The organism is Streptococcus sp. KHUD_016 (assembly GCF_051106465.1).
Lineage (GTDB): Bacteria > Bacillota > Bacilli > Lactobacillales > Streptococcaceae > Streptococcus.
The window spans coordinates 571,698-596,955 of sequence record NZ_CP193663.1 but is presented as its reverse complement, the minus strand read 5'-3'; the positions used below and the strand labels follow the sequence as shown (position 1 = coordinate 596,955).

Sequence of the window (25,258 nt, the reverse complement as noted above, 5' to 3'; positions counted from 1 at the left end):
GGATTGCTCCGATCTTTTTAAGTTCCACGAAGGAATTATTTAATTGCGCGTGATTGCAATCCTTCTTCTTCCAAGAAGAGGCGGAATGGTACGAGTTCTTCTGCTTCGTATTTTTCCTTGAAGTCTTTGATTGCTTCTTCTGAGTGAAGTTTTGGATCCAATTCAAGTACTTCTACTGGAAGTGGACGGTGTGGAGTGATGCGAGCATCGATCACAACAGTTTTACCTTCTTTGTTGAGTTTAACAGCTTCTGCAACAACTGCATCGATGTCTTCGATACGGTCAACTGTAAATCCTACAGCACCTTGAGCTTCAGCGATTTTCGCATAGTCAGCATTAGGGAAGTCACAACCAAACAAGTGTTTGTTTGTGTCTTCGTATTTGTCCTTGATGAATGCATATTTACCATTTGAGAAGACAACGTTGATAACTGGAAGGTCGTATTGAACGTTTGTGATAACGTCTGGGTAGCACATGTTGAATGCACCGTCACCCATGATGTTCCATACTTGGCGATCTGGATTGTCTTTCTTAGCAGCGATACCACCAGGAAGGGCAATACCCATTGTCGCAAAGAGTGGAGATGTACGCCACATGTTCTTAGGTGTCATGTGAAGGTGACGAGTAGATGTTTGAGTAGTGTCACCTACGTCGATTGAGTAGATAGCGTCTTGATCAGCATGTTTGTTGATTGCATTGTAAACTTGATACAATTGCAATTCACCCTCAGTTTTACCTTCGATTTTGTTCATGTAATCACGCCAGTTTTGGTTGTTCTTAACGTTTGCACGCCACCATGGAGTAGATTCAACTGGGTTCACTTTGTCAAGGATAGCTTTAGCTGCTTGACCTGCATCACCAAGGATTGAAGCGTCTAGGGCATGACGTTTACCAAGTTTGTAAGGGTCGATATCCACTTGGATGAATTTTTCAGTGTTCTTGAAGGCTTCGTAAACTTCAGCAAATGGGAAGTTTGAACCAAGGAAAAGAACTGTGTCTGCTTCGAAGACCACTTCGTTGGCTGGTTTCCAACCAACACGGTAAGCAGAACCTGTCAAACCTTCGTAGTTCCATTCAAAGGCTTCAAAGTTTTTACCAGTTGTGATGATTGGTGCTTTGATTTTACGTGACAATTCAGTAATCACTTCACCTGCTTTAACACCACCGTAACCAGCATAGATAACTGGACGTTCAGCATTGTTCAAGATTTCAACAGCTTTGTCGATTTCAACTTCGTTCAAGGCAGGAGCGATGAATGAACGTTCGTATGAACCTGAACCGTAGTATGAGTTTTCGTCGATTTCTTGGAAACCGAAGTTTACTGGGATTTCAACAACAGCTGGACCTTTTTTAGAAACTGCAGCACGGCAAGCTTCGTCGATTACTTTTGGCAATTGCTCAGCGTAAGCGACACGTTTGTTGTAGACAGCGATACCGTTGTACATTGGGTTTTGGTTCAATTCTTGGAAGGCATCCATGTTGAGTTCGTTAACAGGACGTGATCCAAGGATAGCAAGGAATGGAGTGTTATCCATAGCTGCATCGTAAACACCGTTAATCAAGTGAGTCGCACCTGGACCACCTGAACCTACTGCAACCCCGATTGAGCCGCCGAATTTAGCTTGCATGACCGCAGCAAGAGCACCTGTTTCTTCGTGGCGAACTTGCAAGAAGCGGATATCTTTGTCTTCAGCCAAAGCGTCCATCAATGAGCTGAGTGTTCCTGATGGGATACCGTAGATTGTGTCTACGCCCCATGTTTTCAATACGTTGAGCATTGCTGCTGATGCAGTAATTTTCCCTTGAGTCATAATGATAACTCTCCTTCAAATATTTTTAAAACTTGATAAATCCGTTTTCATATACTAATTGGAAACGTTTCAGCAAATTTTTACTCTACTACTTTACCACATTTGTTTTGGGTCTCCTAAGAATGTGCTCAGAAGTTTTTATTCTCTATTACAGTACAGTTTGAAAACGTTTTTAGAATCTGTTTTATAATAAAAAGCGAGCAAGCCCGCTTCTTAGTCTATCTTAGTAACGTTTAGCATGAGTGAACTAATCAAAACAGATACAGAACTAAAAGCCATGGCTAGACCAGCCAGTTCTGGGTTGAGCACCAAACCAATACCTGAAAAGACTCCTGCTGCAATCGGAATTCCGATAACATTGTAGATAAAGGCCCAGAAGAGGTTGAGAAGAATTCGATTGAAGGTTCTCTTGCTCATATCAAAGGCACGAACCACTCCTGTCAAATCATTGTGAGTAAGAACAATCCCTGCCGACTCAATAGCAATATCAGTTCCTGCGCCCATGGCAATCCCCACATCCGCTACACTAAGGGCTGGCGCATCATTGATACCATCTCCGATAAAGGCTACTTTACCAGCCTGTTGAAGTTGATGGATTTCATGCGCTTTTTCTTCTGGCAAAACACCAGCAATGACCTCTTCGATACCAATCTGGTCTGCAATCGCATGGGCTACTCCAGCATTATCTCCAGTAAGCATGACCGTTCTAAGACCACGTTTTTTCAGCTGACTGATGGCAAGCTTGGCATTTTCTTTGGGAATATCTTGCAGGGCAAGCAAGCCTTTGATTTCATTGTCAACAGCCAAGTACACAACTGTCTTAGCTTCTTTTTCCAGTTCTTCTAGTTTTTCCTGATAAGCGCTCGAAATATCCATGCCATCTAGCATTTTAGCATTTCCAAGCAAGACTTGTTTCCCATTGATTTGCCCTGAAACACCTTTTCCGTGTAGGGCTTGGAAATTTTCTACAGGTTGAAGCTCAAGTCCTGCTTCACTCGCTCGCTTGATAATAGCTTGAGCCAGTGGGTGTTGAGAGGCTTCTTCCAAAGAGGCAGCTAAGCCAAGTACTTCTGTCTCGTCGCCAATGATATCAGTGACCACTGGTTTTCCTTCCGTCAAAGTTCCTGTTTTATCAAAGACGAGAGTTTGGACTTTCTGGATTTCCTGTAGGACGGTTCCATTTTTTATGAGAACCCCCATCTTGGCACTCCGCCCTGTTCCTACCATGAGGGCTGTTGGTGTTGCAAGACCTAGGGCACAAGGGCAAGCGATAATCAAAACTGCCACACCATAAAGTAGAGAGGTCACAAAACTAGCCCCAAGTAAGACAAACCAAATCCAAAAAGTCAAAATCGCTAAAATGACAACTGCTGGGACAAAAATTCCTGAAATCTTATCCGTCAAATCCTGAATCGGTGCACGGCTGGTCTGGGCTTTCTTCACAAAGTCCACAATCTGAGCCAAGACAGTCTCTGAACCAACTTTTTCTGCTTTAAAAACCAGTGTTCCACTATTATTGATAGTGGAGCCAATCACAGTATCTCCAACTGTTTTGTCTACCGGCAGGCTCTCACCTGTCACCATGGATTCGTCAATACTGGACACACCTTCGACTACAACCCCATCAACCGCAATCTTTTCACCGGGACGCACTCGAATCAGATCACCTACCTTGACTTGCTCCAAAGGAACTTGTACATAGCTATCTTCACGCAAGACTTCTGCTGTTTTAGCCTGCAAGTCCAGTAATTTCTCCACAGCTTGGGAAGTGTTTTTCCGCATTTTTTCCTCAAAAACTGCTCCCAAAAGAATGAAGAAGAGGATAAATGCAGCACTTTCAAAGTAAACGGGGAGACCAGTGAAGAGGGCAACTAAGCTATAGAAATAGGCCACTAGGGTTCCCAGAGCAACCAAGGTATCCATGTTGGAATTGTGCTTTTTAAAACTAGCCCAAGCGCTTCTGATATATGGAACTCCAGCTACCAGCATAATGGGGGTTGTGGCTAAAAAGGTGCCCCAACGCATGACTTGGTGACTAATTCCTCCTGTAGACATCCCAATCATAAGAATCACAAGAGGCACAGTAAAGATAGTAGTAATCCAAAAACGTTGTAAAAGACTGAGAGACTTTTTGGTTTTTTCAACAACGGTGTAGGTTCCCTTTTGCATCTTCATGCCACAAGAAAACTCGTGCTCACCCAAGTCTTGAGGCGTAAAGCGAATAATTTTTTCCTCATCTACGCCGATTGGTTCTAGAATTCCTTCTTCTTCAAAAAGAATTTCCTTATAACAATTTGAAGGAGTGGTGCGATGAAAGGTAATCTCAGCTGGAATCCCTTTTTGAAGCTGGATATGGGCTGGATGATAGCCTTTGTCTGCCGTGATACGGATTTTTTGAACACCATTTTCAAGACTTGCTTTTACAATTTCAGTCATATCATTCTCCTATTCTACAATCATCTTACCGTGCATCATATTCATGCCACAAGAGAAACCATACTCACCTGCTTCTTGAGGAGTGATTTCAACCACATATTGCTCTCCCATAGGGAGATTTGCATGCACTCCAAAGTCTGGAAAAACGATTTGATCCAAGCAAGGTGAAGGATCTTTTCGATCAAAAATAATGCGAGCAGGTTGCGATTTTTTGAGGATAATGGTTTCTGGAGTATATCCTCCCATGACTTCCACACGGATTTCCTGATAGCTATTCTTTTGTTGGGCTCTCTTAGCATCTTCTTGCGGTTTTTTGAAAAACCAAAAGAGGATAAAAGCAATCATTCCTAGAACAATAATAGATACAAATAGATTTAACATAGCGTCTCCTTTACATACAATTACATTTGACTTCAGCAACTGCGCTAGCTTTTTTCTTAGAAATCACAGCTTCCAAATCTTCCAAGTCAGCCAAAGTGAAATCACATTCCGCAATCAAGTCAGCCAACAAGTTCTTAATCCTACGAGAACAAACCTTGTCTTTGATATCTTGGACAAGTAAATCCCGACTTTGGTCCAAAGTTAAAAGGGCTGAATAGACAAAGAACTTGCCTTCTTTTTTCCTTGTCAGACACTCTTTCTCAACCAAACGAGCCAAAAGAGTTTGAATGGTCGACTTGGACCAGTCGAACCGCTCCGCCAGAACCCTGATCAAATCCGTACTGGTCTGCTCTCCTTGCATCCAAATAATCTTCATGACCTGCCATTCTGCATCTGAAATCTGCATCATCACACCTCCTAAATCTACATTTGTCGATTACAGTTATTAGTATACTCTCAAAATCTACATTTGTCAACTATAATTTTTATTATTTTTTCGAAAAATAGAATTCTAATCCTGTAACGAGAGATTTGCAGTCAAATTTCACTATATAAACTATAAAAATATGCTATACTGTAGAAAAAAGAAAACAACCACTAGGGGTGCGTAAAGCTGAGATTAACGACTGTTAGATCCCTTTGACTCAATCTAGGTAATGCTAGCTGATGGAAGTGGAAATGATAATGAGGACTAGCTAGTCTTCTATTTCCTTCCAAAACAGACTAGCTTGTTCTTGAGAATACAAACTTCAGTTGGTTGGGAGGTTTTAGATGACTTATTTACCCGTTGCTCTAACCATTGCAGGAACTGACCCTAGTGGCGGTGCTGGCATTATGGCTGATTTGAAGTCATTCCAAGCGAGAGATGTCTATGGAATGGCCGTTGTCACCAGCCTTGTCGCTCAAAATACCAGAGGTGTTCAATTAATCGAGCACGTCTCCAACCAAATGCTGGAAGCTCAATTGGAGAGTGTCTTTTCGGATATCAAACCTCAGGCTGTGAAAACTGGTATGTTGGCAACTACTGAGATCATGGAGATCATCCAACCCTACCTTAAAAAGCTGGACTGTCCCTATGTGCTGGACCCTGTTATGGTCGCTACGAGTGGGGACACCCTGATTGATACCAGTGCGAGAAGCTTCCTAAAAACAAACCTACTTCCCCTTGCAACCATTATCACTCCCAATCTTCCTGAAGCAGAAGAGATTGTTGGTTTTTCAATCCATGATCCAGAAGACATGCAGCGTGCTGGTCGCCTGATTTTAAAAGAATTTGGTCCTCAGTCTGTAGTTATCAAAGGTGGTCATCTTGAAGGTGGTGCCAAGGATTTCCTCTTTACCAAGGAGGAACAATTTGTCTGGGAAAGTCCACGAATTCAAACCTGTCACACCCATGGTACTGGATGTACTTTTGCTGCAGTGATTACGGCTGAACTAGCCAAGGGGAAGACCCTTTATCAGGCAGTCGATAAGGCCAAGGCCTTTATCACAAAAGCCATCCAAGACGCCCCTCAACTCGGTCATGGTTCTGGCCCAGTCAACCATACAAGTTTTAAAGATTAAGAAAAACTCTCTAGTTCCCACTTTAAGGGAATTAGAGAGTTTTTGATTAGGAAATCATGTCATCCAGCTTTGTTAAAAATGCTTGCGTTTTTGCCTCTATATCTTCTGCCTGCATCAAATCACGAACAACGGCTACTCCAGCTATGCCAGTTGCAGCAAGTTGGTCAATATTCTCTGACGTCAAGCCTCCAATAGCAACTACTGGAATGGCGACCATTTGGCAAATGGTTTTCAAGGTTGAAATCAGGGTGATAGGCGCATTTTCTTTGGTCGTAGTCGGGAAAATGGCTCCTGTTCCCAAGTAATCCGCACCCGATGTTTCCGCCTCAAGAGCCCTTTTTACTGTTTTAGCAGTGACACCGAGGATTTTTTCAGGACCCAAGACTTTGCGGGCAACCGAAACTGGTAGTTCATCGTCGCCTATATGCAACCCAGCAGCATCAACCGCGAGACAAACATCCAAACGATCATCGATAATCAAGGGGACCTGATAGGCATCGGTTATTTCCTTGACTTGTTTTGCCAGTTGATAGTATTGATTGGTGGTGAGATTTTTTTCTCGTAGTTGGATGATGGTAACACCTGAACGGCAGGCCGTCTCAACTTTTTCAAGAAAGCTTTCCAAGGAATCTTGGTAGCGATTGGTTACTAGATACAGTCTAAATGCTTCTCTATTCATAAAAGTCTCCTTTGATGGCTTTTAGCCAGTTTTCATCTCTTTTTAGGAGAGAGAGTTGATTGAGAACTTGGTAACGAAAACCTTCCAATCCCATTCCTTGAACAAGAATTCTCTCAGCAGCGATATTGAGATAAGAAACTGCTAGGCAGGAAGCTTCAAAGGCAGTCTTTCCTTGGCTGAGAAAAACGGTTGTCAAGGCTCCAACCAGGTCTCCTGTCCCTGTTATCCAGTCCAATTCTGCACAGCCATTCCTCAATACAGCAACTTGATTTTCTGAAACGATGAGGTCCTTGGGGCCAGTGACTAAAAATGACATACCAGGATAAAGCTGACACCAGTCTTTCAAGACTTGGAGCAAATCCTCAGTTTCTTGATCTTTAGCACTCGCATCGACCCCAACTCCGTGGTGTTTTAAACCAACAAGACTTCGGATTTCCGACATATTTCCTTTAAGGACCGTGGGATTGTATTCTAAAAGATCTCTGACTAAGGTCTTTCGAATGGGAGATGCTGCTAGGCCAACCGCATCTACTACCATTGGGAGACAAGCTTGGTCTGCATAAGAAGCTGCCCTACGGATTGCTTTTTCCTTCTCGGCTGACAAATGCCCCAAATTGATAAAGAGGGCTTGACTTTGCTTAGTAAAATCAAGAACTTCACGAGGGTCATCTGCCATGACAGGTTTGCATCCTAGAGCCAAAATGCCATTAGCCAGCATCTCACAGGAAATCTCATTGGTGATGCAGTGAATCAAGGAACTGGTTGCCAGAGGGAAAGGATTTGTAAATGCCTGCATCAGTCTATCCTTTCTCCAAAGAAATATCCCTGCACTTTTTTAAAGAATTCCTGCTTGATTAAAAATCGAAAGGCGAGGAAAGCTATGGCTGTACCGATCAAGGTCGCTCCGAAAAATCTCGGAGTATAGATAAACCAGCTGAGCTTGGCCGCAGATCCGGTAAAGAGAACCATGACAGGATAGGAAACAATAGAACCGATAATCCCTGTTCCCAAGATTTCTCCTAGGGCAGAATAGTGAAATTTTCGACCGTACTTATAAAAGAGACCTGCTAGGAGAGCTCCAAAAGTAGCTCCTGTGAGGGCCAAGGGCGGAATGCCTTGAGTAGACATACGGATAAAGGCTGTGACTGTAGCCATGACCAAGGCATAAACAGGTCCCATCATGATTCCTGCCAGAATATTGACTACACTAGACATCGGTGCCATTCCTTCAATTCGAAAGATGGGTGTAAGAACTACGTCAAGGGCAATCATCATGGATAAAATAGTTAATTTGTGAACTTGTAGTTGGTGGTTTCTCATTTTCTATTTCTTCTCTTTTTCTAAGGATTGCAAATCACTCGTCCAGGTTTGATGTTGGTAAGCCATCTCCCAAAACTTAGCTTCCATGTGGACACTTCGGTGGAAGGCCTCTAGCATTTTTTGTTTGTCTGTCTCGTTGCTTTCGCGATAGAGCTGATTGACCAGGGCTTCTTCCTCTTTAATCTGCTGTTCTAACTCATCGGTGATATAGGTCTCAATCCACTGTTGATAAAGAGGATTCGGGGATGGTTTGCGATTAAGTGCCTTGCCCAAATCATGGTATAACCAAGGACATGGAAGCAAACTAGCAAAAGCAATGCCCAAGTTTGGCTCTGCAAACTGGCGATAAATATGAGAAATGTAATGATAACAGGTTGGAGCGATTGGATGTTGCTCCATCTCCTGGTCACTGATTCCCAATTCCTTAAAAAATTGTTGGCGAATAAACAACTCACCCTCCACTAGACTATGGGCATTTTGTTTCAAGAGTCTTTTCATCTCCTCGTTTGAAGTCTTATCAGCCAAGAGGTGATAGGCTTCTGAAAAAGACTTCAGATAGTAGGCATCCTGAATCAGGTAATAGCGGAAAATAGAAGGTTCTAAATTCCCCTCTTGTAACTGTAAAACAAAGGGGTGATGAAAGGAAGCCTGCCAAGCTTCCTTGGATAATTCCATCGCAATATCTGTAAATTCCATAATAACTCCTTTATAGAAATAGGCTGGTTTGAAGCAATAAAAAGAAAAGTAGGTAGATCAATTTTGTCCTCTGAGAAATATAAAAAGTCCGATAACTATTCTCCAACTGTGCATGCTCGTCATATCCATGCGCAGATAGAGCTCTCAGGTAAAGATGGCGCCACCTAAAGACTGTCATCAGAACCTTACTGTAAATCAGGGGAGACCAAACATGCAATTTTTGACCACGCAATAAGCAAGCTTCCTTGAGGGACTTGATTTCTTGTTGAATGAGGGGAAAGGCATTGAATACCACAATTAAGGCATAGGCCCAAGACCGTGATAACCCCTTTTGAGCCAAGTACAAGAGAAGCTCTTTTAAGGAAATACTGGAAACAAAGACAAGACCGATACAAACCGTCACAAAGGCCCTCGTTCCAAGTATCACTGCCTGCGAAGCATCCCCATGTAACTGTACTGCCCAGTAATTGGCAAAAGATGGTAAAATGGCGAGCACAAGCATCCAAGCCAACAATTTAAATCGACGGTAGTAGAGCATGAAGAGAATGCAAAATGCGACTACTGAAAGATTAAGAGCAATCGAAGGAATGAAAGATGTTTCCAAGGATAAAATTAGAAAGAAGAGACCGATTATCGGTGTCTGGGTTGCTACTTTGACCATACTACTTCACCTCCCCTTGAGTATTGATACTCCGAGATGTGAGAGGTTTGCTGATGGTCACGTCTTTAATATGACGGAGACCCTCACTAGTCATCTCAATCCAATAATCGACCACAGAAATCAAGGGATCTAAACGATGGCTAATGATCAAAAAACTTCTCCCTTGATTTCTGTCCTCCAGAATCCACTGACAAAAATAGGCGCAGGCTCTATTATCTAAACCAGCAAAAGGTTCATCTAGTAAAATCACAGAAGCCTTGCTGGTCAAGATGGTCAAGAGCTGAAGAATCTTTTGTTGGCCACCACTTAATTGATAGGGACTCTTATCAAGCGCCTGCTCCAGATCAAAATATCGTAAAGCTTGTAGAATCCGCTGATTTCTTTCCGAGTCTGAGCTATCTAATTGAAGTTCCTCTCTCAGACTGACTCGGATAAATTGCTTCTCAGCTTCCTGAACGACACCCGTCAGGTCACGATACAGACTCTTTTTCTTTTTTAGGACCGAACCCTTCCAAGTAATGCGCCCTCTATACTTTTGAAATTGAAGAATGGAACGAAAGAGGGTTGATTTCCCAACACCATTATCACCTAGGATACAGGAAATTCCTTGGTAAAACGTGAAATCAGCAATCGAAAAGAGGGGACGATTACCCAGCTCACAAGTCACACGATCCATATGGAATAGTTCTAGGCTAGAGGCAACTTCCTTTGAAGCAACCTGTGTCATCTCAGAGGTAGGGATTTGAAACACTTCCCTCAGTTGCCCGTCTCTTAGCTCCACCATATGGTCAATGTAGGCTCCATAGTCTGATAAATCATGGTCACACAGGATGACTGTCTTCCCATTAGAGGCCAACTCTTTTAGAATCTCTAGGATCTCCAGCCTACTTTTTCGATCAATGGAAGCAAAGGGCTCATCCAAGAGATAGACTCTAGGATTCATGGCGAAGAGAACAGCCAGCGCTGCTTTTTGCCTTTCCCCACCTGATAAGTGATGGATGGGACGGTGCAAGATCGCCTTGCAACGACATTGCTGGACAACCTCAGCTATTTTAGCATCAATCTCTTGAACAGGATGGCCGATATTCTCCAAGGTAAAAATCAGCTCCTCAAACAAGTTCTCCATGGTAAATTGATGATTGGGATTTTGAAAGAGAATGCCAACCGTCTGGACACGTTCGACGATAGAAAGCTGACTGACCTGGTTTCCATCTATCAGGACTTGACCACTATAGGGCAAGGAAGTGACCTGGGCAATGATTTGAAAGAGACTGGATTTTCCTGAACCACTGCTCCCAACTAACAAGGTAAAAGCTTGCGCGTGAAAAGTAAAATCAATCGGCTCCGAAAAGATTGGGGACTGAATCTCCCGTAGTTCCAGCCCCATCTACGCCTTTCCTCCAGCCGCAAACTGATGATAGAGTTTGACAATGGCACGAACCAAGATGGCACAGAAGAAAAAGACGGAAATAAAACGCACCACAAGCAAGGAAAGGACAAAAGGAAGGGAAAAGGCGTAGTAACCTAACTTAATGTATTCATAGACAAAGCTAAAAAGCGTAATCCCAATACTATTAGCAGTTAGAGAGAGCCAACTTTCATAGCGATTCTTGGTTACGAGAAAACCAAATTCACTTCCCAAGCCTTGAACCAAGCCAGACAAAAGAGCGCCTAGGCCGAATTGGCTACCATAAAGGACTTCAGCAAGCGCAGCGAGCACTTCTCCAATCGTTGCACTTCCGATTCTTGGAACAAAGATAGCCGCAATGGGCGCAGCCATACACCAGAGACCAAAGAGGATTTCATTGGCAAAGGCCTGCAAACCAAGAGGGGCCAAGATCAGGGTGAGGATATCAAACAGATAGCCTGAACCCACAAAAACGCCACCAAAAAAGATAGACAAGAAAGCAAGCAAGATAACATCTTTTAACTGCCATTTTTTCAACATAAAAAACTCCTTTTTTAAAGAAAAGTGGGGCATTCAAGGAGAGATACCAAAAAGCTTATACTCAATGAAAATCAAAGAGCAAACTAGGAAACTAGCCGCAGGCTGTACTTGAGTACGGCAAGGCGACGTTGACGTGGTTTGAATTTGATTTTCGAAGAGTATTAACGTTCAGCCTATCCTCTTTTAACAAACAAAAAAACTCCAATTACAAACGAGAATTAGAGTTCACCTTACAAGATTAGACAGTTCTTTTCGACATACGAAAAAAACCTTTTCACATTTCCCTTCGCCAGTATTAACTGTATCAGGTTCAATGGGTATCATCTCAGCCTAAAGCACCCCAAATGTCTTTATTATTTTATTACTGGACCAGTATAGCAAAAAATGAAACCCCTAGCAAGATATTTGACTGGAAAATATATTTATATAGTTTGTTTGTTAATTCTTTTAATCTACATAAAAGGATTGAATTTATCCTATAATTCATAACCAATATCAAAAAAGGCTAATTCTAAAGCAACTGCTTGATTCCAACGTTCCTGAAGTTCTGTCAAATCTTCTCGATTTTTCCCGACACGATTAAGTTCATCAACTAGAAATTGAACCCACTCTGCAAAGAAATGACCTCTATGTAGATTAATCCATTCCGAATGAATATAGGCTTCAGGTAGTGCCAAATCTTTAGAACCCCAGTCTAAATAGAGACCTTCTGCAATGACCAGCATGACCAAAAGATGAGCATAGTCTGATGAAGCCACAGCAGAATACATTAGCTCCTGAAACGCTTTTGTTACAGGGTGCAAGTTCACTTCTAGATAGTCATTCTCTGCTACCTTTAACTCTTTGAAAGCCTTTTGGAAATAACCATCTTCATCTACTTCAAGAAAGCCTAGTTGCTTGGCAAAACGAAGTTTGGATTCAAGCTGATCTGCGTGAGCTACACAGGCACCCAGCATGGATAAGAAGGCATCAAAGAAGTGATAATCTTGAATCAGGTAGTCTTTTAAGACCTTATTCTCAATTGTCCCCGCAAAAAGTTCCTTAACAAAACGATGATTGATTGCAGCCTGCCAATCCTTCTGACTGCTTTTTAATAATTCTCCAACGGTCAAACCTGGCTGAAATGCATAGTCTTGTGTTTCCATATTTATTTTTCCTCTCTTTACTCGTTCGTAATCAATAAAATATCAAGAGCTACCAAGCAAAATCGTAATTCCACTTGATACTTTTAAAGAACATCGAGGGCATTTGCAGAGAGCTACCTAAAAAAGCCTATCCTCTTTTGGTAAACAAAAAAACTCCAATTACAAACGAGAATTAGAGTTTACCTTACAAGATTAGACAGTTTCCTTCAACATACGAAAAAAACCTTTTCACATTTCCCTTCGCCAGTATTAACTGTATCAGGTTCAATGGGTATCATCTCAGCCTAAAGCACCCCAAATGTCTTTATTATTTAATTACTGGACCAGTATAACAGAATTTGAAAGCCCTAGCAAGATATTTGACTGAAAAATATATTTATATAGTTTCTGATAACGATTTATTCTTTCTATACACAAAGAAAAACCTCCACATAAGGTGAAGGCCTTCTACTTTATCAATACAATTTTAAGTCACGAGGGTCGACTGGGAAGGTTGGGTTGTATGGGTTGTGACGGAGTTTGAAGTGTTTGACATCCTCAATAGTCTGAGTTCCAGATAATTGCATAACTGTCTTCAATTCTGCATTCAAGTGTTCAAAGACTTGACGCACACCAACACTACCACCAAGAGCCAAACCATAAATCACAGGGCGGCCAATAGCTACCAAGTCTGCTCCTGAAGCCAAGGCCTTAAAGACGTGCTGACCGCGACGAACACCAGAGTCAAAGACAATTGGCACACGTTTATCAACTGCTTCTGCTACTTCTTGAAGTGAGTCAAAGGATGCTGGTCCACCGTCGATTTGGCGGCCACCGTGGTTGGTTACCCAGATACCAGAAGCACCTGCGGCAAGCGAACGTTCAACGTCCTCACGGCATTGTGGCCCCTTGACATACACAGGAAGTCCTGAGTATGTAGCGATAAATTCGACATCGCGTGGAGACAAGCGTTGTTTAGCTGACTTGTAAACAAAGTCCATTGATTTTCCAGCACCTTCTGGCAGGTATTCCTCAACAATCGGCATGCCAACTGGGAAGACAAAACCATTGCGTTTGTCGACCTCACGATTGCCCCCAACAGTTGCATCTGCCGTCAAGACAATCGCTTTGTAGCCTTCAGCCTTCACACGGTCCATAATGTGGCGGTTGATGCCGTCATCCTTACTAAAGTAAAATTGGAACCAGTGAGGTGTCCCTTGAAGAGCTTCCGTAATTTCTGGAAGGTCAACGGTAGAGTAGGAACTAGTTGTATAGAGAGAACCAAACTCATGCACACCACGCGCAGTAGCCACTTCCCCCTGTTCATTTGCTAATTTATGAGCCGCAACAGGCGCCATAATAATTGGTGAAGATAATTTTTCACCTGCAAATTCAATCTCTGTACTTGGATTTTCAACATCACAAAGCGTATGAGGAACAATCAGTTTGTGGTTAAAGGCACGGATGTTCTCGCGTAAAGTGAAAGTATCCTCCGCCCCACTAGCGATATAGCCAAATGCTGCTTTAGGAATAACTTGTTGCGCCATTGGCTCCAAATCATAGGTATTGATGAAATCTACATGACCTTCTGCATTGCTTGTTTTGTATGACATAAAATGTCCTCCTTGATAAGTAAGCGTTTACTTTGTATATTACAAAAAATATTCTAACTCTTTTTTCAAAATTTTTCAAATATTTTGTTTGGAAATTTCAAACTGATTATCTTAATATGCCCCAAAAAAGAGAGGACTCTCATTCTATCATTATCCTATATTCTTCTTTACCTTTACTTTTAGGAACCTTAGTTTTATTGCCTATATGCAAAAAAATCAGGCAATCCTAGTGACTACCTGATTTTCTATGTTTTAGGCATTTTGCCAATTTTCTTGATCTTCTTTAAAGCGTTTTAGGAGGTCCAATCCTTCTGGCGTAATGTAACCTTCTTCTTGGGCTAGGTGGATGAGTTCGCTGTAGTTAGAAAGCGTCACAAGTTTGACACCTGCGTCTGCAAAGTTTTTATCTGCTTTTGGTAGTTGATAACTAAAAATAGCTACAACACCAAGAACGTCTGCTCCTTCGCGTTTGGCAGCAGCCACTGCCTCGAGAACAGAACCACCGGTTGAAATGAGGTCTTCAACAACAACCATCTTTTGACCTTGAGCTACACGGCCTTCGATTTGGTTGCCTGCTCCATGGTCTTTTGGTTTGCTGCGGATGTAGGCAAAAGGCAAGTTCATCTTGTCAGCGATGATAGCTCCGTGTGGAATTCCTGCTGTCGCAGTTCCTGCAATCACTTCTACCTCTGGAAAGGCTGTCTTGATAGCATCTACAAAACCATTTTCAATCAAGGTTCTAGTTTCTGGGTAAGCCAGAGTCACGCGGTTGTCAGTATAAATCGGCGATTTGATACCAGATGCCCAAGTAAAAGGCTCTTCTGGTTTAAGGTAAACTGCCTGAATTTTCAAGAGGTGGCTAGCAATATCTTTAGCAAGTGTCATAGTATTCTCCTTTTATTTTTATAATCTATTTCTTTAATTTCTGTCTTGGTTCCATTCATCCTTGATAGCATGATAAGCTGCAACAGGATTCTCAGCTTGGGTAATAGGACGTCCCACTACGATATAGTCACTACCGATTTGATAGGCATCAGCAGGTGTCATGACACGTTTTTGGTCTCCAACCGCAGCTCCAGCTGGACGAATTCCTGGTGTCAAACAGATAAAATCTGAATTGGTAGCCTGCTTGATGAGTTGCACTTCCTGAGCCGAGCAAACGACACCATCCAAGCCCGCTTCAGCTGTCTTCTTGGCATAGTGAATCACAGACTCTTGCAAGCTGGTTTGGATATTTTGAAAATCCTGCATCTGGCTTTCCGACATTGAGGTAAGCTGGGTCACAGCGATCAATTTGGCTTGCGTCCCAAGACCTTCGCGCGCAGCCTTCATCATCTCCACACCACCAGCAGCATGAACATTTGTCATGTCCACACCAAGCTGAGACAAGACCTTCATAGCCGATTTAACTGTATTTGGAATATCATGTAGCTTGAGGTCCAAAAAGACACTATGCCCCAGTGACTTCAAATAACGGACAACTTCCGGACCTTCCGCATAATAAAGCTCCATCCCTACTTTTAGATAAAGACTTTCTTCTGCCGGGAAAAGAGATAAAAATTCCTTGACCGCCTCAAAACTAGGAAAATCAAGAGCAATAACTGGACGATGTTCACGCATACCTTTCTCCTTTTACCTTAGCTAGCAAGAGAGTATGGTTAAAAATAAACCACGAAAAAAGGAACCTGCCAACAGCAAGGTTCCACGAAAAATGGGTAGTCTCCACCCTTTCACCGTCTAACCTTAGCTGCCTCTCTGGACTGCTTTAAAGGTTTTTTTCTATTCTATTATTTATAGTAGGACTTGTCAAGCAAAAACTCGAAACTGGACTTCTATACCATTCAAAATCAAGAGGAAAAGTTAGTCTAACGACTCTGTGATTGCTGGCTCGTTTGGTTTTGATTTCCCTGTTCTTCTTGTTTTTTCTTTTCTTCTTCCTGTTTTTTCTTCTCAGCTTCCTTTGCCTCTTGTTTGGCTTTTTCCTCAGCCTCTTCTATCAGTTTATCCGCTATCGTATAGCTGTATACTCCAGCTTCCATATCGACTACACTCGGTTCTGACAATTGTGGCTTGATTTTGCTGTAATAAGGCAATTTCTTGCTCAATTCTGATAGGGGAACCAAAATTTCATCTGTATCCAGCATGGTAATTTTTAAAAGATCTGCTGTTGCCTTGCTTGGCGCTAATTCGATTTTCTGGATTTGACTCTTGATATCCTCACTGATGGTAGACAATCCTGTTATCAGCTTTTTCACCTGCTGCTCATCGTTAAAGGTAACTGTCAGATAAGTCTCAGGCAAGTTTAAGCGATCAATAGGAGTTGACTCTACTGTACCACTAGAAAGAATAGGATAATGTTCTTCACCAGACACATAATAACCGACAATATCAAATTCCTTAACCTCAATCGTAAAGTTAGCCGGAAATTGATAGTCAATCTTCGCTGATTCTATCCAATGATTGGACTTGATTCGCTCAGCGTATGTTTCCTTATCCAACAATAGAGCTAAGGTATAGTCGCTATCTTGAATTCCAGAAGCCTGTTTGATGTCATCCGCCTGCGTGTTACTATTTCCCTTAACCTCGATATTTTTGATGGTCGAAAGTGGAGTCAATAGATAGACTGAAAGAAGGAGGACCAGAACACTGGGAACCAAGATACTCACAGCTCGCCAAATATGAACAGGTGCAATTTTAGGCTTGGCTGGTTTCTCTGGTTTTTCTTTTTTCTTCTTCTCTTTTTCCTCTTTGACTTTCCGGTCATCCTTTTGAGATTTTTCTTCTTTTTCGGATGGTTCCTTGCTTGGACTTGAGGCTTCCTCATCTGACTCACTCGATGATTTCTTGGATTCCTCCAATAGTTTCGAGTTGGCTTCCTTACGAGCTTGTTTTTCCTTTTCCTTCTCTTCAGCTAGGGCAGCTTCTTCCTCAGCCTTCTTCTTCAGGTATTCCTGGTTTCGTTTCTGCCATTCAGACAATTCTTGCTTCTGGTTTGATTCTTTTTTCTTATCCTTTGACATTGATATTCCTTATGCTAGGTCTTTTCTTAATAAATCGTAAAAATCTGCAAGAGATTTCAATTCAGTCGAAGCTTTCATACTAGCTTGGTACTGATCCTTGTGACTAAGCAAGTGACTGAGTTTCTCTTCCAAGCTTTCCAAGGTCAAGTCATTTTCTTGAAGTTCTTCTGCGTAGCCTTTCTTAACAAAGTAGGCTGCATTTTCAATCTGGTCTCCTCGACTTGCTTCACGACCCAATGGTACGATAAGATGGAGTTTCGCCATGGCCAAGAGCTCGAAAATCGTATTGGCCCCGCCACGCGTCACCACCACATCTGCCATCTCCATCATGGGTTGATAGAGATCTGTCACATAATCAACACGAAAGAGATTTTGACTCAACTCATTGAGGCTGGAATCTCCAGTGAGATTGATAATATTGTAGCGTTCGGTCAGTTCTTGCTTATGATCTGTCACCAATTGGTTAAATACACGAGCTCCTGCAGAACCTCCGACAAATAATACGGTTGGCAATTTAGGATCAAAGTGGGTTTTGATATCCACCAACTCGTCTGGTTCTGGCGTCTCTTGACCTGTTACCTTGGTCACTGCCCCCACATGCTCGACTTTTGTGAGACCAGCAGCTTGCTCAAAGGTTGAATACATCTTAGTTGCAAATTTATAGGCGATTTTATTGGCCAAGCCCATAGAAAGGTCCGATTCGTGAATAAAGACAGGTACCCCTGACACACGCGCTGCGATAACCGGCGGTACTGAGACAAAGCCCCCCTTTGAAAAAAGAGCCTGTGGACGCAGTCGTAACATGATAAAGAGGGATTGGACGATACCCCAAGCAACTTTAAAGACATCTAGCATGTTTTGCCAGGAGAAGTAACGACGCAACTTCCCAGTCGCAATAGAGTGGAAGGTCACATTCAAGCCTGACTTGAGGATTTCTTGGTGTTCAATTCCATGCTTGTCACCGATATAGTGAACTTCCCAGCCGTCTTCGATGAACTTAGGCATTAACAAAAGGTTGAGGGTGACATGTCCAACCGTCCCCCCACCTGTAAAGACAATTTTTTTCATATTATTCCTTTAACTCCGCTACTGTGTCGATGAAAAGATCTCCACGTACTTCAAAGTTAGCATACATATCCCAGCTAGCATTGGCAGGACTGAGGAGAACCACATCTCCTTGAGTCGCGAGCTCATAAGCCTTGCGGGTCGCATCAGCAACATCTGTCGCATCTACATAAGCCACACCAGCCTTCTCTGCTGCCCGTTTGACACGTTCTGCAGATTGACCGAGGATAACCATCTTCTTGAGCCCAGTAATATCTGGCACCAATTCGTCAAACTCATTGCCTCGATCCAAACCACCTGCAATTAAGATAACCTTACTGTTGTCAAATCCTGACAAGGCTTTTTGAGTAGCCAAGATATTGGTTGATTTGCTATCGTTATAGAATTTGACCCCCTGAATTTCATCAACAAATTGGAGACGGTGTTTGACACCACCAAAGGCTGATAGAGTTTCCTTGATGGTTTGGTTATCCACACCACGGAGCTTGGCTACAGCAATAGTCGCAAGGGCATTTTCTACATTGTGGCTACCTGGTACACCGATTTCACTAGCTGCCATGACCACTTCTCCACGGAAGCAGAGTTGACCATCTTCCAGATAAGCCCCATCAACCTTTTCCTGTGTTGAAAATGGTACAACAGTAGCTTGTGTTTTGGTAGCCAATTCTTTTGCCAAATCTTGGTTAAAGTTCAAGACAAGGAAATCATCCGCTGTCATCTTGTTCTGGATATTCCACTTAGCTGCCACATACTCCTCAAAAGAACCATGGTAGTCGATATGAGTGGGCATGAGGTTGGTAATAACCGCAATCTCAGGATGGAATTCTTGGACACCCATCAGTTGGAAAGAAGAAAGTTCCATGACAAGTGTGTCCTTGGCTGTCGCAGTTTGAGCCACTTGACTAGCAGGATAGCCGATGTTCCCTGACAAAAGACCATGTTGGCCGGCAGCAGTTAAAACTTCCCCAATCATCGTCGTTGTGGTTGTTTTCCCATTTGAACCAGTGATACCGATAATTGGCGCATCTGAAATCAAATAAGCCAATTCCACCTCAGTCAGGACTGGAATCCCCTTTGCCAATGCCTTTTCAATCATGGGATTGCTATACGGGATACCTGGATTTTTCACCATCAGAGCGAAATCCTCATCCAACAATTCCAAAGGATGCCCACCAGTGACAACCTTGATTCCCTCTTCTAGCAAACTTTGCGCAGCAGGATTTTCCTCAAAAGGTTTGCCGTCATTTACTGTCACAATAGCACCTAGCTTGTCTAGCAAACGGGCCGCAGACTCACCAGACTTAGCCAAACCTAAAACAAGTACTTTCTTATTTTTAAATTGATCGATTACTTTCATGTCTCAAACTCCATTTCTACTCCTACTATTTTACCATTTTTATGGAAATAAAAAAGCCACAAAGTGTATTTGTGACTCTTTCTTCTAACTTAATGTTCTCTTATCATCGATGAGATAAATCGGTAACTCGAATTACTTGATCCACTTGTTCCCAAATCAGGGGATTGTGGGTCGCAATAATAATCGTTCGATTCGGATTTTTTAAAGATTCTAGGATAGAAAGTAATTCCTCAGAGTTTTTGGGGTCTAAGGAAGCGGTTGGTTCATCTGCGAGAATCAAAGGTGGATCCTTTAAAATTATCTTCGCTAGTGCAACACGTTGTGCTTCTCCTCCTGATAATTCAAAGATAGGTTGCTTTAAATCTAAATAAGAGAGGTTAACACGGTTTAGAGCTTGTTTCATCAAAGAGATTTTCTCTTTTTCTTTCAACTTATTACCAACTAAACCCAGATTGAGATTCTCTTTGATGGTTTGACTTTCAATTAAGCCAAAATCTTGAAATAAGTATCCTAAGTAATCTCTAAAGAAAACAGAAGGCTTGATGTCCTTAAGAGAAGTGCCATCATAGATAATTTCTCCATTGTCATATGGCTCTAATCGTCCAATCATATTCAAGAGGGTTGTCTTACCACAGCCACTTGTACCGATTAAGGCATAAATTTTCCCACCTTCAAATTGAAGATTAGTATCTGAAAATAGCTGACGGCTTCCAAATTTTTTAGATATATTCTTTAGTTCAATCATCCTATTTTCCTTTCATAATGGTCATAGAAACACGAGATTCTTTCTGTGCTTGACGGTAGAGAGTCAGTATAGCACTAACGAGGAATATCGATAAAGTTACCAATCCAATCACCACATCCCGACTACGCCAAATAAAGAGACTCGCACCGAATACAAAACTTGCAAATTGGCTAACCATATACTGAGCATGTGTTTCAAAAAATCGTAAACCTGAAATTCGTTTAATCAAGATATCTCGACGAAATTGCTCGAAATATAGAAGATTGACAGAATAAAAGAGTAACAAGGAACTAGCTATTCCAACAATAGCTCCTAAGATTAAAGTTGCTGTTTCAGTTTGCACTTCATTATAACGAGTTAGATAAACACTTCTTCCTTCTTTAAGATAAGATACTTGCTCATAAATTCCAGCTTTCTTCAAGAGTTCTAGCCCACTCTCATATCCTTTGATAAAGATATTCTTACCAGCATTGATAGACCAACTAGATAAGGATATAAAACTATCACCTGTAGAAGTCGGCGTGAATACCACTAAAATCGGATCGGTTAAGTACTGGATGGATACTGGGTTTTCACCGTTATTATAAACAAACCGCTTTTCTCCAGTTGGAAGATAACTAACAATCGCTCTCATTTCATACTCTAAAGGAGCGTCTTTATCCTCACTTGATTGTCCATAAGAGTTTAAACTTTCTTCAAAAACTTTCTTAAGTTCTGCTTCCTGTGAACGAAGAGATTCTGGTAATAAGAGTCCAAATTCCCCTTTTTGGAGATGGGCTAACTTCTGTTTGGTCTCAGCATCTACCACGACCTTTTCCTTCTCCAAATAACTTGGACTAACATAGAGCGTATTAGCATCTGGACTATAGGTATCCAGTGTCTCTCCCTGTTCATTTTTTCCTTGTGGATTGGCAAAATGGAACAGATTATCCTTTACATAAAGGGCTTGTTCTTCTTCGATTGCTTCCTTGGCAAAGGCATACCACTTGCTCTGATTTTCCGCATTTTCTACTCTATCACCGAGCCCAAAGGAAATCTGGTAATAATCTGCTCGATCTTCCCACGCTTGCTTGGATAGTTGGAGTTCCTGTAAACGCTGGTAAGAAGTCAAGCCTGTCTTAACAGCGTAGCCTACTGTAAAAACAGCTACTAACTGACACAATAGGGTTAAAGCCATCAAGCGTTTAAGTGGTAATCTGCCCTTGATAACAGGAACTAATGCTTTGTAACTCAAACTCATTAGATAAAGGAGCATTAGTAAAATTGAAATCGCTAATAAAAACAACAGATAGAAACTAATCCCAAAACCATAGGTGGCTAACAAGATAGGATAAAACAAACCTTGACTAAAAAGAACGACTCCCCCACCTAGGAAGGAAAGGAGTGCTGATAGAAGGAGCCACTTGATATCAGTCGATAAAGAATGCCCCATGATGGATAAGAGAGTCTGACCAGAAAAGAGTTTTATACCTGCAGCTCTCATTTCCTTAATACGAGTGATAATCACTAAAGCAAAGAAAGATAAGCCAAATATTGCTAAACTAATTAAAATAAGGGGAATTAGTAACATTCGAAAAGCAAGAGTATAGGGCGGTGTCTTTCGGTCAGGAATTGCTTTATAACCCAAATCTCCTAATTTATCGGCAAGCTTTTCTTTCGTCAAGGAGCCTGACAAAAGGAGATAACTATTTAGTGGATCACTCCGTTCACGACTTTCTTGACTAGCTTCTTGGAATTCTTTTGGTAAAGTTCCCTGACCATAAGTTGCATAAGTAAAGTGAGTCGTCCCATCCTTACTCGGCTCTACGATTCTTCTAGCTATTAAACTCTGTTCTGAGTTTGCAAAATTCTCCAATTCCTGTTCAAATACCTCACGCGTCGGTTCCTGAGTATCTTTTTTGACTCGAAGTAAGGAGACGGAATCATAGCTTGCATATAAATATTGTGGCGCACGTAAGACAATAATCCAAGCAAGGAAGAAGCTGAGAAAAAAAGTTGATAATAATATGAATAGTTTCTTCATAGTAGACTCCTTATAAACAAAATTCCCCTTATAATTTCTTACAAAGGGAATTATCTAAGAAAACTAAATATTAGTCGTCATAGTCATAGAAAAATGATACTTGTTCCCCAAATTCAGTCCAGATCCATGCGTAGGAGGTTTTTCCTGCAACTGCTTCTCCTTTATCTGAATGACTATTCCATCTACTTACAAGAGAAGAATAATGATATTTTTTACCATGATAGTAATTTGAAAAAGCCCAACCACCTCCTGAACCTTCTCCGTATGTCCATACTCCTCCATCTGGATATTGTACAGCAGCTGATACGGCTCCCATTAATGTAAAGCTTGAAATAAGAGCTAGAGCGAGTAATCTATGTTTTTTCGTTTTCATTTTATTTTTCCTTTCGATTCAAGCACACCCAGAGTGACAAGACGATAATTAAAACCTCCTCCTACCCTAATTTTTGAAAACGTTTTCTTTTGTGTTTATGGTATCATTTTTATCATAGTTTGTCAATAAATTTTACAAAAATATTTTAACAATTTTATCTGTCTAAGTCTAAAAAAGAGAGCCGTAGCTCTCTTTCTTTTATCTTCTTTTACCCTTTTTTACTGGCATGAGTGTAATATCTCTCAAGCTAAAGTAGGCAAGGGCAAGCATGGCTATTGTGACAAAGAATTCTGTCGGTAATTGGAATATTTGCAAGATGGACAACATCAGCAAAATCAAGAGTGCAACAACTACAAAGACCAAGATAACGATGTTGACTGTTCCTTTAATACTTTGAGGTGTCGCAAATACATAGAGTAGTAATAAGAGTATCCCTATGATTAAATAGATCATCTTTATCTCTTTCTAGCTCTTATTCAGCTGATTTTTTCTTCTTGTTGGCTTTCTCACGCTCTGCCTTGTTAAGGATTTGTTTACGCAAACGGATAGACTCAGGCGTTACTTCCATGTACTCATCGTCATTCAAGAACTCAAGAGACTCTTCAAGTGTCAAGATACGTGGTGTCTTGATAACAGCTGTTTGGTCCTTGGTTGCAGAACGAACGTTGGTCATTTGTTTGGCCTTAGTGATGTTAACTGTCAAGTCGTTCTCACGAGAGTTTTCACCGATGATCATTCCTTCGTAAACCTCAGTACCTGGGTTGACAAAGATGGTTCCACGTTCTTCGATAGACATGATTGAATAGGTTGTTGCCTTACCAGCATCGATGGAAACAAGGGCACCACGATGACGTCCCCCAATTTCACCTGGAATCAATGGCAAGTATTGGTCAAAGGTATGGTTCATGATACCGTAACCACGAGTCATTGACAAGAACTCAGTTGAGTATCCAATCAAACCACGCGCTGGAACAAGGAAGACCAAACGAGTTTGACCATTACCGGTTGAAATCATATCCAACATTTCACCCTTACGTTCAGAAAGGCTTTGGATAACAGAACCTTGGTATTCTTCTGGAGTATCGATTTGAACACGTTCAAATGGCTCACATTTAACACCGTCGATTTCTTTTACGATAACTTCTGGACGAGATACTTGAAGCTCATAACCCTCACGACGCATGGTTTCGATCAGGATTGACAAGTGCAATTCTCCACGTCCTGAAACAGTCCATTTATCTGGTGAGTCCGTTGGGTCAACACGAAGGGAAACGTCTGTTTGCAATTCTGCTTGCAAGCGTTCTTCCACCTTACGAGAAGTCACCCATTTACCTTCTTTACCAGCAAATGGTGAGTTGTTGACCAAGAAGGTCATTTGAAGAGTTGGCTCATCGATGTGTAGGATTGGAAGAGGCTCAACTGCATCTGTCGGTGTAATCGTCTCACCAACAAAGATATCTTCCATACCTGAAACGGCAATCAAGTCACCTGCTTTTGCTTCTTGGATTTCACGACGTTCCAAACCAAAGAAACCAAAGAGTTTTGTAACACGGAAGTTCTTCGTTGTACCATCTAGTTTAGAAAGGGTAACTTGGTCCCCAACTTTCACACTACCACGGAAGACACGACCGATACCGATACGACCTACGAAGTCATTGTAGTCCAAAAGTGACACTTGGAACTGCAAAGGCTCATCTGAGTTGTCTACTGGAGCTGGGATATGATCGATAATGGTGTCAAAGATTGGCGCCATCGTAGCTTCTTGGTCAGCTGGATCATCTGACAATGAAGATGTCCCGTTGATAGCTGAAGCATACACCACTGGGAAGTCAAGCTGGTCGTCATCTGCACCAAGCTCGATGAAAAGTTCCAAGACTTCGTCCACTACTTCTGCTGGACGAGCTGATGGCTTATCGATTTTATTAACAACCACAATTGGAACTAGGTCTTGTTCCAAGGCTTTTTTCAATACGAAACGAGTCTGTGGCATGGTTCCTTCGTAGGCATCTACGACCAAAACGACACCATCAACCATTTTCATGATACGCTCAACTTCTCCACCGAAGTCCGCGTGTCCTGGTGTGTCCATGATGTTGATGCGTGTGCCATTGTATGCTACAGCAGTATTTTTGGCAAGAATTGTAATTCCACGCTCTTTTTCGATATCGTTTGAGTCCATAGCGCGCTCTGCCAATTCAGTACGTGCATCAAGCGTTTCTGATTGTTTCAACAATTCGTCAACGAGGGTTGTTTTCCCGTGGTCAACGTGGGCGATAATCGCAATGTTACGGATATCTTCTCTTAATTTTGTCATGATTTCCTCTAATATTTAAATTTTTATTTCTAACTGAACAATTATACCACAGTCTCATTCAAAAATCACAGTTCAGCTAAGTGTAAATGTTTTCACTCTGCTTTTCTAGTCAAGGCAACTCTTTTCAAA

Annotated in this window: 24 protein-coding genes and 3 riboswitches; of the genes, 1 reads left to right on the top strand and 23 read right to left on the bottom strand. The window is 41.8% G+C overall.

The features are described 5' to 3' along the window. Nucleotides 1–35: 35 nt before the first annotated feature. The 4 genes from spxB to ACORHV_RS02705 form a co-directional block, all read right to left on the bottom strand. The gene (gene spxB, locus ACORHV_RS02720; protein ID WP_000191804.1) at nucleotides 36–1,811 is read right to left on the bottom strand and encodes a pyruvate oxidase; all 1,776 of its coding nucleotides are present in this window, start codon (nucleotides 1,809–1,811) and stop codon (nucleotides 36–38) included. 213 nt (nucleotides 1,812–2,024) lie between these two features. Then, a complete protein-coding gene (locus ACORHV_RS02715) occupies nucleotides 2,025–4,247 on the bottom strand; it encodes a heavy metal translocating P-type ATPase (RefSeq protein WP_434398708.1) in 2,223 nt (740 codons plus the stop codon). Nucleotides 4,248–4,256: 9 nt separating this feature from the next. Continuing rightward, nucleotides 4,257–4,628 carry a cupredoxin domain-containing protein gene (locus tag ACORHV_RS02710; RefSeq protein ID WP_434398706.1) on the bottom strand — a complete coding sequence of 124 codons (372 nt, stop codon included), beginning with the start codon at nucleotides 4,626–4,628 and terminating at the stop codon, nucleotides 4,257–4,259. A 10-nt stretch (nucleotides 4,629–4,638) separates the two neighbouring features. Beyond that, a complete protein-coding gene (locus ACORHV_RS02705; RefSeq protein WP_001167195.1) occupies nucleotides 4,639–5,034 on the bottom strand; it encodes a CopY/TcrY family copper transport repressor in 396 nt (131 codons plus the stop codon). A gap of 183 nt (nucleotides 5,035–5,217) precedes the next feature. Beyond that, a riboswitch (TPP riboswitch) is annotated at nucleotides 5,218–5,316 on the top strand. Nucleotides 5,317–5,399: 83 nt separating this feature from the next. Between ACORHV_RS02705 and thiD the strand changes: the two genes are divergently transcribed. Further along, on the top strand, nucleotides 5,400–6,191 hold the full coding sequence (gene thiD / locus ACORHV_RS02700; protein ID WP_000221724.1) for a bifunctional hydroxymethylpyrimidine kinase/phosphomethylpyrimidine kinase: 792 nt from the start codon (nucleotides 5,400–5,402) through the stop codon (nucleotides 6,189–6,191). A 46-nt stretch (nucleotides 6,192–6,237) separates the two neighbouring features. Here the strand turns inward: thiD and thiE are convergent, their stop codons facing one another. The 19 genes from thiE to typA all read right to left on the bottom strand — a co-directional run bounded on the left by thiE (nucleotide 6,238) and on the right by typA (nucleotide 25,129). Next, nucleotides 6,238–6,870 carry a thiamine phosphate synthase gene (gene thiE / locus ACORHV_RS02695; RefSeq protein ID WP_434398704.1) on the bottom strand — a complete coding sequence of 211 codons (633 nt, stop codon included), beginning with the start codon at nucleotides 6,868–6,870 and terminating at the stop codon, nucleotides 6,238–6,240. After that, on the bottom strand, nucleotides 6,863–7,666 hold the full coding sequence (locus tag ACORHV_RS02690) for a hydroxyethylthiazole kinase (protein ID WP_434398702.1): 804 nt from the start codon (nucleotides 7,664–7,666) through the stop codon (nucleotides 6,863–6,865). Before ACORHV_RS02690 ends, thiE begins: the two co-directional genes overlap by 8 nt. After that, the gene (gene thiW, locus ACORHV_RS02685; RefSeq protein ID WP_101800166.1) at nucleotides 7,666–8,190 is read right to left on the bottom strand and encodes an energy coupling factor transporter S component ThiW; all 525 of its coding nucleotides are present in this window, start codon (nucleotides 8,188–8,190) and stop codon (nucleotides 7,666–7,668) included. Before thiW ends, ACORHV_RS02690 begins: the two co-directional genes overlap by 1 nt. 3 nt (nucleotides 8,191–8,193) lie before the next feature. Continuing rightward, nucleotides 8,194–8,886, bottom strand: coding sequence for a thiaminase II (tenA, locus tag ACORHV_RS02680; RefSeq protein WP_434398700.1), 693 nt, complete (start codon nucleotides 8,884–8,886; stop codon nucleotides 8,194–8,196). A gap of 10 nt (nucleotides 8,887–8,896) precedes the next feature. After that, nucleotides 8,897–9,547: an energy-coupling factor transporter transmembrane component T gene (locus tag ACORHV_RS02675; protein ID WP_000241361.1), complete on the bottom strand. Its 651-nt coding sequence runs from the start codon at nucleotides 9,545–9,547 to the stop codon at nucleotides 8,897–8,899. A gap of 1 nt (nucleotide 9,548) precedes the next feature. Further along, nucleotides 9,549–10,934, bottom strand: coding sequence for an ATP-binding cassette domain-containing protein (locus ACORHV_RS02670; protein ID WP_434398698.1), 1,386 nt, complete (start codon nucleotides 10,932–10,934; stop codon nucleotides 9,549–9,551). Next, complete coding sequence (locus ACORHV_RS02665) at nucleotides 10,935–11,495, bottom strand: ECF transporter S component (RefSeq protein ID WP_000915264.1); 561 nt, start codon at nucleotides 11,493–11,495, stop codon at nucleotides 10,935–10,937. It abuts the gene before it with no gap. A 264-nt stretch (nucleotides 11,496–11,759) separates the two neighbouring features. Next, nucleotides 11,760–11,848: riboswitch (TPP riboswitch) on the bottom strand. 123 nt (nucleotides 11,849–11,971) lie between these two features. Beyond that, nucleotides 11,972–12,640 carry a TenA family protein gene (locus ACORHV_RS02660; RefSeq protein ID WP_268721655.1) on the bottom strand — a complete coding sequence of 223 codons (669 nt, stop codon included), beginning with the start codon at nucleotides 12,638–12,640 and terminating at the stop codon, nucleotides 11,972–11,974. Nucleotides 12,641–12,858: 218 nt separating this feature from the next. Next, nucleotides 12,859–12,947: riboswitch (TPP riboswitch) on the bottom strand. A 148-nt stretch (nucleotides 12,948–13,095) separates the two neighbouring features. Further along, entirely contained in the window at nucleotides 13,096–14,232 is a 1,137-nt protein-coding gene (gene lctO / locus ACORHV_RS02655) for an L-lactate oxidase (RefSeq protein WP_434398695.1), read from the bottom strand. Between the two features lie 252 nt (nucleotides 14,233–14,484). Further along, nucleotides 14,485–15,117, bottom strand: coding sequence for an orotate phosphoribosyltransferase (pyrE, locus tag ACORHV_RS02650; protein ID WP_049518948.1), 633 nt, complete (start codon nucleotides 15,115–15,117; stop codon nucleotides 14,485–14,487). A 33-nt stretch (nucleotides 15,118–15,150) separates the two neighbouring features. After that, entirely contained in the window at nucleotides 15,151–15,852 is a 702-nt protein-coding gene (gene pyrF, locus ACORHV_RS02645; RefSeq protein ID WP_434398693.1) for an orotidine-5'-phosphate decarboxylase, read from the bottom strand. Between the two features lie 245 nt (nucleotides 15,853–16,097). Further along, complete coding sequence (locus ACORHV_RS02640) at nucleotides 16,098–17,252, bottom strand: cell division protein FtsQ/DivIB (protein WP_434398690.1); 1,155 nt, start codon at nucleotides 17,250–17,252, stop codon at nucleotides 16,098–16,100. A gap of 9 nt (nucleotides 17,253–17,261) precedes the next feature. After that, nucleotides 17,262–18,320 (bottom strand): UDP-N-acetylglucosamine--N-acetylmuramyl-(pentapeptide) pyrophosphoryl-undecaprenol N-acetylglucosamine transferase, encoded by a 1,059-nt coding sequence (locus tag ACORHV_RS02635; protein ID WP_434398688.1) that lies wholly within the window; start codon nucleotides 18,318–18,320, stop codon nucleotides 17,262–17,264. Nucleotide 18,321: 1 nt separating this feature from the next. Continuing rightward, nucleotides 18,322–19,674 (bottom strand): UDP-N-acetylmuramoyl-L-alanine--D-glutamate ligase, encoded by a 1,353-nt coding sequence (murD, locus tag ACORHV_RS02630; protein WP_434398686.1) that lies wholly within the window; start codon nucleotides 19,672–19,674, stop codon nucleotides 18,322–18,324. 103 nt (nucleotides 19,675–19,777) lie between these two features. Further along, nucleotides 19,778–20,419: an ABC transporter ATP-binding protein gene (locus ACORHV_RS02625; protein WP_000571296.1), complete on the bottom strand. Its 642-nt coding sequence runs from the start codon at nucleotides 20,417–20,419 to the stop codon at nucleotides 19,778–19,780. Between the two features lies 1 nt (nucleotide 20,420). Continuing rightward, nucleotides 20,421–22,442, bottom strand: a complete 2,022-nt coding sequence (locus ACORHV_RS02620) for a bacteriocin-associated integral membrane family protein (protein ID WP_434398684.1) — start codon at nucleotides 22,440–22,442, stop codon at nucleotides 20,421–20,423. A 70-nt stretch (nucleotides 22,443–22,512) separates the two neighbouring features. Then, nucleotides 22,513–22,815, bottom strand: a complete 303-nt coding sequence (locus ACORHV_RS02615) for a lactococcin 972 family bacteriocin (RefSeq protein ID WP_434398682.1) — start codon at nucleotides 22,813–22,815, stop codon at nucleotides 22,513–22,515. 198 nt (nucleotides 22,816–23,013) lie between these two features. Then, entirely contained in the window at nucleotides 23,014–23,268 is a 255-nt protein-coding gene (locus tag ACORHV_RS02610) for a DUF3165 family protein (protein ID WP_434398680.1), read from the bottom strand. A 19-nt stretch (nucleotides 23,269–23,287) separates the two neighbouring features. Continuing rightward, entirely contained in the window at nucleotides 23,288–25,129 is a 1,842-nt protein-coding gene (gene typA, locus ACORHV_RS02605) for a translational GTPase TypA (protein ID WP_000164104.1), read from the bottom strand. Between the last annotated feature and the right edge of the window lie 129 nt (nucleotides 25,130–25,258).

Excerpts from the sequence above, each read along its gene's own strand:
- spxB (WP_000191804.1), bottom strand. The coding sequence starts at position 1,811 with ATGACTCAAGGGAAAATTACTGCATCAGCAGCAATGCTCAACGTATTG.
- ACORHV_RS02715 (WP_434398708.1), bottom strand. The coding sequence starts at position 4,247 with ATGACTGAAATTGTAAAAGCAAGTCTTGAAAATGGTGTTCAAAAAATC.
- ACORHV_RS02710 (WP_434398706.1), bottom strand. The coding sequence starts at position 4,628 with ATGTTAAATCTATTTGTATCTATTATTGTTCTAGGAATGATTGCTTTT.
- ACORHV_RS02640 (WP_434398690.1), bottom strand. The coding sequence starts at position 17,252 with ATGTCAAAGGATAAGAAAAAAGAATCAAACCAGAAGCAAGAATTGTCT.
- ACORHV_RS02665 (WP_000915264.1), bottom strand. The coding sequence starts at position 11,495 with ATGTTGAAAAAATGGCAGTTAAAAGATGTTATCTTGCTTGCTTTCTTG.
- thiD (WP_000221724.1), top strand. The coding sequence starts at position 5,400 with ATGACTTATTTACCCGTTGCTCTAACCATTGCAGGAACTGACCCTAGT.
- tenA (WP_434398700.1), bottom strand. The coding sequence starts at position 8,886 with ATGGAATTTACAGATATTGCGATGGAATTATCCAAGGAAGCTTGGCAG.
- ACORHV_RS02620 (WP_434398684.1), bottom strand. The coding sequence starts at position 22,442 with ATGAAGAAACTATTCATATTATTATCAACTTTTTTTCTCAGCTTCTTC.
- ACORHV_RS02690 (WP_434398702.1), bottom strand. The coding sequence starts at position 7,666 with ATGCAGGCATTTACAAATCCTTTCCCTCTGGCAACCAGTTCCTTGATT.
- ACORHV_RS02610 (WP_434398680.1), bottom strand. The coding sequence starts at position 23,268 with ATGATCTATTTAATCATAGGGATACTCTTATTACTACTCTATGTATTT.
- ACORHV_RS02705 (WP_001167195.1), bottom strand. The coding sequence starts at position 5,034 with ATGCAGATTTCAGATGCAGAATGGCAGGTCATGAAGATTATTTGGATG.
- thiE (WP_434398704.1), bottom strand. The coding sequence starts at position 6,870 with ATGAATAGAGAAGCATTTAGACTGTATCTAGTAACCAATCGCTACCAA.
- pyrF (WP_434398693.1), bottom strand. The coding sequence starts at position 15,852 with ATGCGTGAACATCGTCCAGTTATTGCTCTTGATTTTCCTAGTTTTGAG.
- murD (WP_434398686.1), bottom strand. The coding sequence starts at position 19,674 with ATGAAAGTAATCGATCAATTTAAAAATAAGAAAGTACTTGTTTTAGGT.
- ACORHV_RS02675 (WP_000241361.1), bottom strand. The coding sequence starts at position 9,547 with ATGGTCAAAGTAGCAACCCAGACACCGATAATCGGTCTCTTCTTTCTA.
- lctO (WP_434398695.1), bottom strand. The coding sequence starts at position 14,232 with ATGTCATACAAAACAAGCAATGCAGAAGGTCATGTAGATTTCATCAAT.
- thiW (WP_101800166.1), bottom strand. The coding sequence starts at position 8,190 with ATGAGAAACCACCAACTACAAGTTCACAAATTAACTATTTTATCCATG.
- ACORHV_RS02670 (WP_434398698.1), bottom strand. The coding sequence starts at position 10,934 with ATGGGGCTGGAACTACGGGAGATTCAGTCCCCAATCTTTTCGGAGCCG.
- ACORHV_RS02615 (WP_434398682.1), bottom strand. The coding sequence starts at position 22,815 with ATGAAAACGAAAAAACATAGATTACTCGCTCTAGCTCTTATTTCAAGC.
- ACORHV_RS02625 (WP_000571296.1), bottom strand. The coding sequence starts at position 20,419 with ATGATTGAACTAAAGAATATATCTAAAAAATTTGGAAGCCGTCAGCTA.
- ACORHV_RS02635 (WP_434398688.1), bottom strand. The coding sequence starts at position 18,320 with ATGAAAAAAATTGTCTTTACAGGTGGGGGGACGGTTGGACATGTCACC.
- ACORHV_RS02660 (WP_268721655.1), bottom strand. The coding sequence starts at position 12,640 with ATGGAAACACAAGACTATGCATTTCAGCCAGGTTTGACCGTTGGAGAA.
- typA (WP_000164104.1), bottom strand. The coding sequence starts at position 25,129 with ATGACAAAATTAAGAGAAGATATCCGTAACATTGCGATTATCGCCCAC.
- pyrE (WP_049518948.1), bottom strand. The coding sequence starts at position 15,117 with ATGACACTTGCTAAAGATATTGCTAGCCACCTCTTGAAAATTCAGGCA.